Source organism: Rhodococcus sp. NPDC076796 (assembly GCF_040702765.1).
In the GTDB taxonomy this organism is placed as follows: Bacteria; Actinomycetota; Actinomycetes; order Mycobacteriales; family Mycobacteriaceae; genus Rhodococcoides.
The window spans coordinates 630,654-641,707 of record NZ_JBFBMS010000002.1 but is presented as its reverse complement, the minus strand read 5'-3'; the positions used below and the strand labels follow the sequence as shown (position 1 = coordinate 641,707).

Genomic DNA, 11,054 nt, shown 5'->3' with positions numbered 1-11,054 from the left:
AAATCGGCTTGTATGGCGATTGTGGTCGATTCGGTGAGTAAGAAGATCGATCGTCGTAGAATTGCAGACATATGGCGGCGGACAGAGGACCAATCGCGAAATATGTCCGATGGGCGCAACGAACTACCAGGTAGGAGCGGACGAATGGACGACGTCTCGAGACGTGTGGAACTGGACGACACGGATCGTCGCATCCTCACCGAGCTGACCGCCGACGGTCGGGTCTCTATGCGGGTGTTGGCCGATCGGCTGAATCTCTCTCGCGCACATACCTATACGCGCGTCGACCGACTGAAGGATTCTGGTGTCATCGAGCGGTTCACCGTGCAGGTCGACCATGCGGCGTCCGGGCTCGGTACCTCGGCGTACATCGCGCTGTCCATCCGTCAGGATTCGTGGCGGACCGTGTCGGAGGGCTTGCGATCAATGGAATTCGTCGACCATTTCAGTTTGCTCGGTGGCGATTTCGACGTTCTGGTGCTGATCAGGACTCCCGACAACGAGAGTCTGCGGCAGGTGGTGCTGGAGGGTCTGCAATCACTCGACGGCGTCCGGGCGACCCGCACGTGGCTGATCTTCGACGAGGACCGAGGCGGTCTGGGTCGGTAGCTCGAGTCAGAAGTTACCGCGGGCGTCCTGCTCGCGCTCGATGGCCTCGAACAGGGCCTTGAAGTTGCCGATGCCGAATCCGAGCGAGCCGTGGCGTTCGATGAGCTCGAAGAACACCGTCGGTCGATCCACCAGCGGCTTGGTGAAGATCTGCAGCAGATAACCGTCCTCGTCTCGGTCGACGAGGATTCCGCGCTGCTGCAGCTCCTCGATCGGTACCCGGACATTGCCGATGCGGGCCCGCAGCTCTGGGTCCTCGTAGTAGGAATCGGGGGTGGCAAGGAATTCGATGCCTGCGGCGCGGAGGGCATCGACCGAGGACAAGATGTCGTTGGTCGCGAGCGCCAGATGCTGGGCCCCGGGGCCGCGGTAGAAGTCCAGGTACTCGTCGATCTGCGAGCGCTTCTTGGCGACGGCCGGCTCGTTCAGCGGGAACTTCACCCGATGATTGCCGTTGGAGACCACCTTGCTCATCAACGCCGAGTAATCGGTGGCGATATCGGCTCCGACGAACTCGGCCATGTTGGTGAAGCCCATGACGCGGTGGTAGAAGTCCACCCACTCATCCATCTTGCCGAGCTCGACGTTGCCCACCACGTGATCGAGGGCCTGAAAGATTCGCTTGGGAGCGCCTTCCCGCCGCTGCAACGTCGATGTGCGCGGCACGTAGCCGGGCAGGTAGGCGCCGGTGTAGCGGGAGCGGTCGACCAATGTGTGCCGGGTGTCGCCGTAGGTGGCGATGGTTGCAATCCGCACCGTGCCGTACTCGTCGGACATATCGGTCGGCTCTTGCAGTACTCGCGCGCCCTGGGCCAGAGCATGCTCGATGCATCGATCCACATCGGGGACGGCCAGTGAGATGTCGATGACGCCGTCGCCGTGGCGGGTGTGATGTGCCACCAGAGCACTGTCGGGGTCGACGGCTCCCGTGATGACGAATCGCACTGCGCCGGAGGTGAGTACGTACGCGTGGTGGTCGCGTTGACCGGTCGTCGGGCCGGAGTAGGCCACCAATTCCATGCCGAAAGCGGACTGGAAGAAGTGGGTGGTCTGTGTCGCGTTGCCGACGACCCACACAATGGCGTCCCAACCGCTGACCGGAAAGGGGTCGCGCTTGTCGTCGTACTCGACCAGACCGACGAGCTGACGCAATTGCTCGGCGTCGAGATCGGCCAGCCGTTCGTCGTCGTTGAGAATGCTGTCGATGCTCATGAAAGTCTCCCCATGGGATCCGAGTTGGGCGAACTGTTGCACGCAGCTCAACATCGCGGCTCAGAGCTGTCAATCGACCTCGGATTTGCTATCCGTGCTGTGCAGATGGGTCAGGAAAAAGCAGCAATTGCTATACGATCCGTATAGAAAATGGAGGTGGCCGATGGAGTCCGAACTGGACGAACTGGATCGAGCATTGCTCTCTGCGCTGCACGACAATTCGAGGATCGGCGTGCTCGAGCTCTCACGAACACTCGGCGTGGCACGCGCGACGGTGACGGCCCGACTGCAGCGCCTCGAGAACAACGAGGTCATCACCGGCTATCGGCCGCAAATCGGTTTGGCTGCAGCGGGTTACGGAGTTCAGGCGTTCGTCACATTGGAAATCGCGCAAGGTGCGCTCGGCGACGTCGTCGCTGTTCTGGAGCAGATCCCCGGCGTACTGGAAGCCTTCGCGACGACCGGTGCCGGAGATGTGCTGTGCCGGGTCGCTGCGGCGTCTCATGACGACCTGCAGCGAACCCTGATCGTACTCAACCAGTCTCGTACGATCGCGCGGTCGACGAGTGTGGTGGTGCTCTCGGAACTGGTCGAGTTCCGGACGATGCCATTGCTGAACACAGCAGAACCCGATCGAAAGCCGAAGGCCCCCGCCTACCGACCGTCGCGGGAGTGAGATGACGTCGAGTTGCCCCTCGCACACCGGCAGTGCCGGTCGACGCAATCCGCCCGAACAGATGGATCCACCTGCTATCTACTGTGGAGGGGTGATCGAGATGTCCCCGCGCCGCAATCTCTTGCCGTGGGTGCGCTGGGTGCCCTTGGCCTTGGTGCCGTTGCTGTTGCTGGCCAGCACTTTTCCAGGCGAGTACCGGGTGCCGCTCTGGTACTGGTCAGCGGCATTGGCCGCGGCGACTGTGTTCCTGGTGGGTGGCCGGCGGCCGCTACCGGTCTCGCTCGCGCTGTCGGCGCTGGCGGTGCCGATGTTCCTCGCTGACGCGTGGGGGCTGTCGGAGCTGGTTCCCTATCTCGGCGCGGCCGGCGTGGCCGAGGTGGCGATGCGCTCGACACGGCCCGCGCCGGTGGTCGCGGCCAGTGTGTGGTGGACGGCAGCGGTTCTGTGGGGGATTGCCGCCGGCGAGTCCTCGACCTTCTGGCGTCCTGCCACTGCGGTCGAGACTCTCGCCGTTGTCGGTCTGCCGTTGTTGTTCGGGCTGTATTTGCGGGCTCAGCGCCGCTTGGCCGCCACGTATCGGGCGCGAGCCGCCGACGCTGACATGCGAAGGCTGGAGGATTCGGCGCGGGCCCGCTTAGCCGAGCGCGCCGCACTGGCCCGAGAGCTGCACGATCTGGTGGCCCATCACATGGCGTCGATCGTGTTGCGGATCGGTGTCGCGCAGCATGTCGTGGCGGAGGCCGACCCGCGCGTTCGAAGTGTGCTCGACGACGTCCACGACACTGCGTCGGGTGCTCTGGACGACATCCGCAGACTTCTCGTAGCGCTTCGGGATCCCTCGCCCGGAGAGGTGGCGTCGGTGGAGGCGAATTCGGTCTCGACCGAGATCGCTGCAGCAATCGAGCGCACCCGGGCCACGGGGATCACCGTGCATGCCGAGGTGGATACCGACCTCGGCGAGCTGGACACGATCGGAAGGCTCACCCTGCTCCGGGTCGTTCAGGAGTCGTTGACCAATGTCATGAAGCACGCGGATCCTGCCCAACCGGTGTCTGTCTCGGTCGTCCGCGAGCACGACGGTGTGATCGCGTCCATAGTCAGCCGTCTCGACGACCCAGCCGGGGCCGTCGACCCTGCCGGGCACGGATTGACCGGAATGGCAGAGCGCGTCGCGCTCGCCGGAGGCAAGCTCGAGGTCGGTGCCGAGGACGGGAGCTGGTCCGTCCGTGCCACGCTCACCACGTCCGATGCGGAACGTGCACGATGATTCGCCTACTCATCGTCGACGACCAGCGCCTGGTCCGGGCCGGGCTGCGGATGCTCTGTGAGTCGACCGAGGACATCGATGTCGTCGGCGAAGGTGCCAACGGCGCGGAGGCGATTCGTCTGGCCGCCGAGATGTCACCGGATGTCATACTGATGGATCTACGGATGCCGGGCCTCGACGGAATCGAGGCCACCAGACACATCCTGGGTTCCGACTCTGCACCGAAGGTGCTGGTGCTCACCACTTTCGACGACGACGATCACCTCTACCCGGCTCTTGCGGCCGGCGCAGCCGGATTTCTCGTCAAGGACACCGAACCGGCCGAACTGTTGGACGCCATCCGTCGCGTCGTCGACGGCGAACTCCCGTTCTCCCCATTCCTGCTGCGAAGGCTGGTGAACCGGGCCGTCGAGGAGGGGCGCGCTGTCGAGCGCACCGAGAACGTCGAGCTGAGCCCGCGGGAGATCGAGGTTCTCGGGCTCGTCAGTGAGGGCTTGGGAAACCAGGAGATCGCGGACTGTCTGCATCTGGGGGTCTCGACGGTCAAGACACACGTGGCGAATTTGATGGCAAAGACCGAGTGCAACAACAGAGTACGACTGGCCGTGTGGGCGTATCGGCGCGGCAGCGCTCAATGACCGCCGTGCTGCATGGGTGTGTCCGCGGGCATCTGCATCGGGGTTGCAGTCTGGTTCGGTCCGAGCACCAGGAATTGGCCCATCATGCCCTGATCCTCGTGCCTCATCAGATGGCAGTGGAACATGTACGAAAACGTCGGGTCCGTGTACTCGGTGAACCGCAGTATCAACCGGATCGTGGTGCCGGGAGGAACGTAGACCGTGTCCTTCCACCCCGCCAGCGCAGGCAGAGGCTTCGCACCGTTCACGTCGAGGACTTGAAACTGGACGTCGTGCACGTGAAAGTTGTGCGGCCAGTTGTCCGCGTTGCGGATCGTCCATACCTCGGTGGTGTCGACCGCCGAGGTGAAGTCGACACGATTCATGTCCATCCGCTCGCCGTTGATCATGAACCACTGCAGGTCGAAGCGACGCTCGGCGACTGCGGTGGCCGGGTCGAGCCGGGGGATGTCGGCGAGCACGGCCGGCAACGCCGGGGATCGTTCGGGGGTGGGGACCGGTCGAAGCTCGAGGACGTCGAAGGAATCGGTCAGTCCGTACTCGGACGCGGTGTCGCGGTCGATTCCTGGTTGATCGTCGAACGGGAACGCGCGCAGCATCATCGGCGAACCACCGCCCGCTGCAACGACGATCTCGACTCGTTCTCCGGGGCTGAGTGTGATGCGGCTCAACGGCAGCGGCTCGGTGAGCAGTCCACCGTCGCTCGCGATCATCGTGAAATCACGGTCGTCGGCGAATCCGAGGTTGTACATCCGTCCTCCTGACCCGTTGAGGATTCGAAGTCGCACCAGTTCGGTGCTCACCTCTAGCTGTGCGGCGGAAATTCCGTTCGTGATGATCGTGTCGCCGAGCAGGCCCGCGTCGGTCGGGTCGGACTCGTCGAGAGCACCGTCTGTTGTGAACCGGCGATCCTGGATGATCAATGGGAAATCGTCCACGCCATAGGTGTTCGGCAGGTCGAGAGAATCGGCATCGTCGTCGTCGATCAGGAAGATGCCGGCCAATCCCCGGTAGGCATGTTTCTCGGTGACACCGTGCGGGTGGGGGTGGTACCACAGCGTTGCCGCCGGCTGGTTCACAGTCCACGTCGGCTCCCAGCGTCCACCCGGTGTGATCGTCTGGTGGGGTCCGCCGTCGTATCGCGCCGGGACGTGTACGCCGTGCCAGTGCACGGTGGTGTCCTCCGGCACGGAGTTGTTGATAGTGAACGCGACCGTTTCGCCGCGCCGGGTCCGGATGGTCGGCCCCAGGATCGAACCGTTGAAACCCCACGTCGCGGTCTGCACACCCGGCACCATCTCGGTGTTGCCGGCCTGAGCGGTGAGCGTGAAGTGGCGGACACCGGCGGCATCGACGGTGGAGTTCGCCAGTGGCGGCACCGGCAGCGGCCGGCGGCCGCCATTCGAAGTCGCGGCCTCGACCCCGGAAGAGGCGGACCCCGGAGTCGACTGCTTCACAGCGCATCCCGCCGACATCGCAATCGGCGCAGACGCCAACCCCACCAACAAGGTTCGTCGGCTCAACATGTTTCGGACCATGACGTTCACTGCACTCCTGGGTTTCTTGCGGCGTTCGACTACTTTGCTGTCGAAGCAAGTCTCCTGGGCGCGAGAATCGTGGGCATCCACCCGCGGGCCACGGCTGGCGAAAAAGAACTCCACCGCTGGGACCTACCGCTACTTCAGAATCTGTGGTACGAACTCGACTCTCGTCAGGCCGGCGCGATAAGGCCACGGACGTCACCGAAGCCGATGCGCGACCCGTTCGCCCCCGGTGCACTTGCGGTGATGACGACCTCGTCGCCGTCCTCGAGGAAGGTTCGGGTCTCCGCACCGAGTTGCACGGGTTCTGCTCCGCCCCAGGTCAATTCGATGAACGCGCCGCGCTGGTTCTTCTCCGGTCCGGAAATGGTGCCCGAGGCGAACAGATCACCGGTTCGGCTCGTTGCGCCGTTGACGGTTTCGTGGGCCAGCATCTGAGCTGGGGACCAGTACATCGCACTGTACGGCGGGTGGGAGACGACGTGACCGTTCCACGAGACCGTCAGGTCGATATCGAGAGCCCACGAACGAGATTCGCGGAGGTACTCGACCGGCTCGGGGTCCTGAACCGGCGTCGAGACCCTCGCGTGTTCGAGCGCGAGCAGGGGTACCACCCACGGTGAGATCGACGTCGCGAAACTCTTGCCGAGGTTCGGTCCCAGCGGTACGTACTCCCAGGCCTGGATGTCGCGAGCCGACCAGTCGTTGACGATGACGGCACCGAACACGTGCTCGGAGAACTCATCCGGTGATATCGGACCGTCGGACGGAACACCGACGACGAAGCCCATCTCCGCTTCGATGTCCAGTCGCCGACTCGGACCGAACGTGGGCGACGCCTCGTCCGGTGCCTTGCGTTGACCGCACGGCCGCGTGACGTCGGTACCGGAGACGACGACCGTGCCGGCCCGACCGTGATACGCAACGGGCAGATGCTTCCAATTCGGTAGCAGCGGTTCGGCATCGGGACGAAAGAGTCGGCCGAGGTTGGCTGCGTGGTGCTCGGAGGCGTAGAAGTCCACGTAGTCGGCCACCTCGAACGGCAGGTGCATCGTGACATCGGAAACGGAGACGATCGCTTCCGCGGGGGTCGTGCCACTGATGAGCATGTCGGTGACGGACTCGCGGACCTCGACCCACCGACTGCGGCCGCGCGCCATGAAGGCATTGAGGCTGGGCGAGGCGAAATCTGAATCATTGAGAGCGACAGACAGATCGATCACATTGTCGCCGTAACGAACTCCGACACGAGCGTCCGTGCCACGAGTGCTGAAGATGCCGTAGGGCAGGTTGTCGATTCCGAACTCGGAATCGGCGGGGATGTCGATGCGCGTCATGGACGGCGCTCCTTCGTCACTGGGGTGGGACAAGACCCAGGCGGACGAGATCGTCGAGAGGTTCGCGGATGCTGGAGGTGCCGAAGGAGGCGAAGGCGCGTTGGCCCTCGATCCCGGCGACGAGCCCGGCGAGGACGTCGGCGTCCCGGATCGCCAGAATCTTCTCGAGCTCGCCGATGCGAGCGCCGCTGTGCGCGGCTTCGGCCGCAAGGATCACGTTGAGGAAACCGTGCTGCTCGAACCTGTTGTCGGGGTCGGTGTTACGGGCCGCATGGTGCAAGCCGCCAGTGGCTTTGAAGTGGATCTCGCGCCGTGCCGCCTCGTAGATGGACGCAGCGAGTTCCCGTTCGTCTGGATACTGGTCGGCCGTGACGCCGCCGGTCCTGAATGTGGCGCGATACCCGAACTCGTCGACTGCGTCGAAGATGTCGTCTCGTCGGGTATCTCGCGGGATCTCGACGTAGATGTCGATGTCCTGAGTGATGGTGCGCAGGGCATCGATGTTCGTGCCGTCGGGGACGGCGACTTCGATGGATACAACCGTCACGCCTGCGGTGCGGTCGGCGGCGCGTAGGCCTGCCGCCACGCTGCCAGGGCCTGCAGGTGCGGTCAACGCCACGTCCATCCGAGCACCCAGTTCCAGCTCGGTTGCCCGATCCATGGGAACGACCAGCGGTCCCATCAGGTCTGCGAAGGCACTGGCCCGGTAGTCGAGGTGTTGGCGCACAGCAACATCGAGCGGCGCATTGCCGGGAGGGAAGACGGCGGAGTCGTCGCAGAGTCGACGAAAGAACGGAGGGATCATCGGTTCGGTCCCCGGCCGGCCCAGGTCCACGCATAGCCGGTGTCCTCACATGCGAGTGCACCTTCGCCGAGTTCGAGGGGGCGGAAGGTATCGACCATGACGGCCAGTTCGTCGAAGAACTCGGCACCGATGCTGCGTTCGTACGCTCCCGGTTGCGGTCCGTGAGCGTGACCGCCCGGATGTACCGAGATCGAACCCTGCCCGATGCCAGAGCCTTTGCGTGCTTCGTAGTCGCCGCCGACGTAGAACATGATCTCGTCGGAGTCGACGTTGGAGTGGTAGTACGGCACCGGAATTGCCAGTGGGTGGTAGTCGACCTTGCGCGGAACGAAATTGCAGATCACGAAGTTGGCCCCTTCGAAGGCCTGGTGCGCAGGCGGTGGTTGATGCACCCGGCCGGTGATCGGCTCGTAGTCGGAGATGTTGAACGTGTACGGATACAGGCAGCCGTCCCACCCCACCACGTCGAACGGGTGCTGCGGGTAGACGTATCGGGTTCCGACGATGCCCGTCGAACCACGGTGTTTGACAAGCACTTCCACGTCGGTTCCGTCGGCGAGGAGGGGCTCGGACGGGCCGTGCAGATCGCGCTCGCAGTAGGGAGAGTTCTCGAGCAACTGGCCGAACTTCGACAGGAAGCGCTTCGGCGGCGCGATGTGACTGTTGGCTTCGATGGCGTACGCGCGCAGGGTGCCGTCGGGAATCCAACGGTGCGTTGTCGCGCGCGGAATGAGCACGTAGTCGCCCTGCTGCGCCTGGAGAGCGCCGAACACCGTTTCGACGGTGGCAGAACCGGATTCGATGTAGACCATCTCGTCGCCGATCGAATTGCGATACAGCGGAGAGTCTTTCGAGGCGACCACATATGAGAGCCGAACATCGGCGTTGCCGAGGACGAGGCGTCGGCCGGTGACGACATCGGTGTCGGCGACGATGGAGTCCGGAAACAGGTCGTGCAACTTCAGGTGCCGGGGCTTGAGCGGGTGATTGGGAGTTGTCGATTGATCGGGGAGTTCCCACACCGTGGCGTCGACGATGGCCGACGGTATGTGGCGGTGGTACAGCAGCGACGAGTCCGAGGAGAAGCCCTCTTCGCCCATCAGCTCCTCGTAGTAGAGGTTGCCGTCTGGAGTTCGGTGCTGAGTGTGCCGCTTCGGCGGAACCGATCCGAGCTGCCGGTAGTAGGCCACGCATCCTCCCGTTCGCTGCTGTTCGACTCGTCGGGGCACGGGCGAGCATCAGGGGCAACTCTAGTCACGAGTCATCCGATCGATATCCGGATCGAAGTCCACACCACGCGGCGCGGTCCCATTCGGGGTGGGCCATGATGGACCCATGAGCTCGAAGAACCTGTTCGGTGGCCCGCGGACCCTGCTGATCGTGGCAGCGGTGGTCATCGTGATCGCACTCGTCGCTGCCGCCGCGACGCTGATCGTCCGAGCCGTGCTCGGACCACCCGAGGGCGAGAACAAGTTCGAGATTCAGGGCTACGCCGTCGTACAGGTCGATCCCCAGGTCAGCGACCTCGCGCTCGCCACACGCTAGCCGACTCTGCGGCGACCTGCGGGTCGTGTGTCTGCTGAAAGTTTCGCCCGCCACGCGCGAATGTGCGCAGCGTCGCGGCGGGTACCTCGTGCTCGGGAACCGGCTCGCTCGTCCACTCGCAGTCACGTACGAAGATCATGTTCGACGCCACCGCGTCGGCGCTGTGGTCTTCACGCAGTGGGCCGGAAATTCGGCCGAGGAAGTATTCCCCACGAGCAGTTCGAGTCCAGACGAAAGATCCGTCCGGGACCTGCTCGAATCGTTCGACGCGTCGTAGCGAGCGTTCGTCGTCGGCCGACATTCCGCAGAGTCCGAGGGTGAGGGCACGCTCGACGCCGTCCGGCATGGGAGCGCGATAGACGGCGTCCGGCATACAGCCGAGCGTAGCGATGCTGGCCAGAATGCCCAATCGGTGCTAACTTGAAGGTTCAACTTAAGCACTTCGAAGGACCCGCCATGACATCCGTGATCAACCCGCCGATCGCGGGCGCAGCGTTCGACGCATTTCTCGCCGATACCGCACCCGCCAGTCGGTCGCAGCAGATGTGGACCCCGAACGACGGTCCGATGCCCGCGCTGTACATCAGCCACGGCGCACCCCCGGTCTTCGACGACGCACTCTGGATGAACGAACTCTTCACCTGGTCGCAGTCGATGCCCAAGCCGAAGGCGATCCTCATTGTCAGCGCGCACTGGGAAGAAGCCCCGCTGAGCCTGTCCGCATCGGCGGCCGCGACTCCGCTGGTCTACGACTTCGGTGGATTCGCTCAGCGTTACTACTCAATGGAGTATCGGACGCCCGACGCCGAGATATTGGCCGCACGCGTGGCCGCAGCCATTCCGGCGTCGGAAAATTTGCATCGACACACCTCGCGCGGACTAGACCACGGAGCCTGGGTGCCGCTGAAGGTCATGTACCCCTACGCCGATGTTCCCGTTCTGCAGTTGAGCCTGCCCACGCATGCCCCCGATCGGCTGATGGCGATCGGCGCTGCACTGAAGGAACTTCGAGCCGAGGGGGTGTTGGTCATCGGTTCCGGATTCATGACGCACGGACTGCCGTTCCTCTCGCGGGAGAACTTTGTCACCAACACCGTGCCGACCTGGTCGGAGGACTTCGATCTCTGGGCCGCCGACGCATTGTCGCGTGGTGACGTCGCGACTCTGGCGGACTACCGCAGCGCTGCGCCGGGAATGCCGTACGCCCACCCCACCGTCGAACATTTCACGCCGCTGTTCGTCACCCTCGGTGCCGCCGAGAACCCGGAAGCTCCGGTGACCACTGCCATCACCGGCTTTCAATTCGGCTTGGCGAAGAGGTCTTTCGCGGTCGCGTGACGTCGCAGGAAGGCGGGCGCGATCGGTTCCAGTTGGGATCAGTTCACTTCTGAATCTTTTTCGATTCGGGGATTGTTGTCCACGCC

12 protein-coding genes are annotated in these 11,054 nt (G+C 63.9%); 6 read left to right on the top strand and 6 right to left on the bottom strand.

The genetic code is table 11. The annotated features are described in order from the left end of the window. Window positions 1–144: 144 nt before the first annotated feature. Complete coding sequence (locus tag AB0366_RS08330) at window positions 145–609, top strand: Lrp/AsnC family transcriptional regulator (RefSeq protein ID WP_236745342.1); 465 nt, start codon at window positions 145–147, stop codon at window positions 607–609. A 6-nt stretch (window positions 610–615) separates the two neighbouring features. On the opposite strand, the gene hppD is transcribed toward AB0366_RS08330, so the two are convergent. Continuing rightward, complete coding sequence (hppD, locus tag AB0366_RS08325; RefSeq protein ID WP_366243432.1) at window positions 616–1,821, bottom strand: 4-hydroxyphenylpyruvate dioxygenase; 1,206 nt, start codon at window positions 1,819–1,821, stop codon at window positions 616–618. Window positions 1,822–1,984: 163 nt separating this feature from the next. On the opposite strand from hppD, the gene AB0366_RS08320 reads away from it, so the two are divergent. The 3 genes from AB0366_RS08320 to AB0366_RS08310 all read left to right on the top strand — a co-directional run bounded on the left by AB0366_RS08320 (window position 1,985) and on the right by AB0366_RS08310 (window position 4,402). Continuing rightward, complete coding sequence (locus AB0366_RS08320; RefSeq protein WP_366243431.1) at window positions 1,985–2,497, top strand: Lrp/AsnC family transcriptional regulator; 513 nt, start codon at window positions 1,985–1,987, stop codon at window positions 2,495–2,497. 100 nt (window positions 2,498–2,597) lie between these two features. Beyond that, a complete protein-coding gene (locus AB0366_RS08315; RefSeq protein ID WP_366243831.1) occupies window positions 2,598–3,764 on the top strand; it encodes a histidine kinase in 1,167 nt (388 codons plus the stop codon). Next, complete coding sequence (locus AB0366_RS08310) at window positions 3,761–4,402, top strand: response regulator transcription factor (protein ID WP_128644888.1); 642 nt, start codon at window positions 3,761–3,763, stop codon at window positions 4,400–4,402. The genes AB0366_RS08315 and AB0366_RS08310 overlap by 4 nt, the downstream gene beginning before the upstream one ends. Here the strand turns inward: AB0366_RS08310 and AB0366_RS08305 are convergent. From AB0366_RS08305 to AB0366_RS08290, 4 genes are all read right to left on the bottom strand, one after another. Beyond that, window positions 4,396–5,928 (bottom strand): multicopper oxidase domain-containing protein, encoded by a 1,533-nt coding sequence (locus tag AB0366_RS08305; protein WP_366243430.1) that lies wholly within the window; start codon window positions 5,926–5,928, stop codon window positions 4,396–4,398. The two genes, AB0366_RS08310 and AB0366_RS08305, sit on opposite strands and share 7 nt — an antisense overlap. Before the next feature lie 185 nt (window positions 5,929–6,113). Then, a complete protein-coding gene (gene fahA, locus AB0366_RS08300) occupies window positions 6,114–7,280 on the bottom strand; it encodes a fumarylacetoacetase (RefSeq protein WP_366243429.1) in 1,167 nt (388 codons plus the stop codon). 16 nt (window positions 7,281–7,296) lie between these two features. Further along, window positions 7,297–8,085 carry a hypothetical protein gene (locus AB0366_RS08295; RefSeq protein ID WP_366243428.1) on the bottom strand — a complete coding sequence of 263 codons (789 nt, stop codon included), beginning with the start codon at window positions 8,083–8,085 and terminating at the stop codon, window positions 7,297–7,299. Next, entirely contained in the window at window positions 8,082–9,275 is a 1,194-nt protein-coding gene (locus AB0366_RS08290) for a homogentisate 1,2-dioxygenase (protein WP_366243427.1), read from the bottom strand. The genes AB0366_RS08295 and AB0366_RS08290 overlap by 4 nt, the downstream gene beginning before the upstream one ends. Window positions 9,276–9,420: 145 nt before the next feature. Here AB0366_RS08290 and AB0366_RS08285 point away from each other — a divergent pair, with 145 nt between their 5' ends. Beyond that, on the top strand, window positions 9,421–9,630 hold the full coding sequence (locus tag AB0366_RS08285; protein ID WP_128644891.1) for a hypothetical protein: 210 nt from the start codon (window positions 9,421–9,423) through the stop codon (window positions 9,628–9,630). Here the strand turns inward: AB0366_RS08285 and AB0366_RS08280 are convergent. Then, window positions 9,602–10,003 carry a GAF domain-containing protein gene (locus AB0366_RS08280; protein ID WP_366243426.1) on the bottom strand — a complete coding sequence of 134 codons (402 nt, stop codon included), beginning with the start codon at window positions 10,001–10,003 and terminating at the stop codon, window positions 9,602–9,604. The two genes, AB0366_RS08285 and AB0366_RS08280, sit on opposite strands and share 29 nt — an antisense overlap. A gap of 83 nt (window positions 10,004–10,086) precedes the next feature. Between AB0366_RS08280 and AB0366_RS08275 the strand changes: the two genes are divergently transcribed. Then, window positions 10,087–10,968 carry a class III extradiol ring-cleavage dioxygenase gene (locus tag AB0366_RS08275; RefSeq protein WP_366243425.1) on the top strand — a complete coding sequence of 294 codons (882 nt, stop codon included), beginning with the start codon at window positions 10,087–10,089 and terminating at the stop codon, window positions 10,966–10,968. The last annotated feature ends 86 nt before the right edge of the window (window positions 10,969–11,054 follow it).

Coding starts and splice junctions, on each gene's coding strand:
- AB0366_RS08330 (WP_236745342.1), top strand. CDS start 145: ATGGACGACGTCTCGAGACGTGTGGAACTGGACGACACGGATCGTCGC.
- hppD (WP_366243432.1), bottom strand. CDS start 1,821: ATGAGCATCGACAGCATTCTCAACGACGACGAACGGCTGGCCGATCTC.
- AB0366_RS08320 (WP_366243431.1), top strand. CDS start 1,985: ATGGAGTCCGAACTGGACGAACTGGATCGAGCATTGCTCTCTGCGCTG.
- AB0366_RS08315 (WP_366243831.1), top strand. CDS start 2,598: ATGTCCCCGCGCCGCAATCTCTTGCCGTGGGTGCGCTGGGTGCCCTTG.
- AB0366_RS08310 (WP_128644888.1), top strand. CDS start 3,761: ATGATTCGCCTACTCATCGTCGACGACCAGCGCCTGGTCCGGGCCGGG.
- AB0366_RS08305 (WP_366243430.1), bottom strand. CDS start 5,928: ATGTTGAGCCGACGAACCTTGTTGGTGGGGTTGGCGTCTGCGCCGATT.
- fahA (WP_366243429.1), bottom strand. CDS start 7,280: ATGACGCGCATCGACATCCCCGCCGATTCCGAGTTCGGAATCGACAAC.
- AB0366_RS08295 (WP_366243428.1), bottom strand. CDS start 8,085: ATGATCCCTCCGTTCTTTCGTCGACTCTGCGACGACTCCGCCGTCTTC.
- AB0366_RS08285 (WP_128644891.1), top strand. CDS start 9,421: ATGAGCTCGAAGAACCTGTTCGGTGGCCCGCGGACCCTGCTGATCGTG.
- AB0366_RS08280 (WP_366243426.1), bottom strand. CDS start 10,003: ATGCCGGACGCCGTCTATCGCGCTCCCATGCCGGACGGCGTCGAGCGT.
- AB0366_RS08275 (WP_366243425.1), top strand. CDS start 10,087: ATGACATCCGTGATCAACCCGCCGATCGCGGGCGCAGCGTTCGACGCA.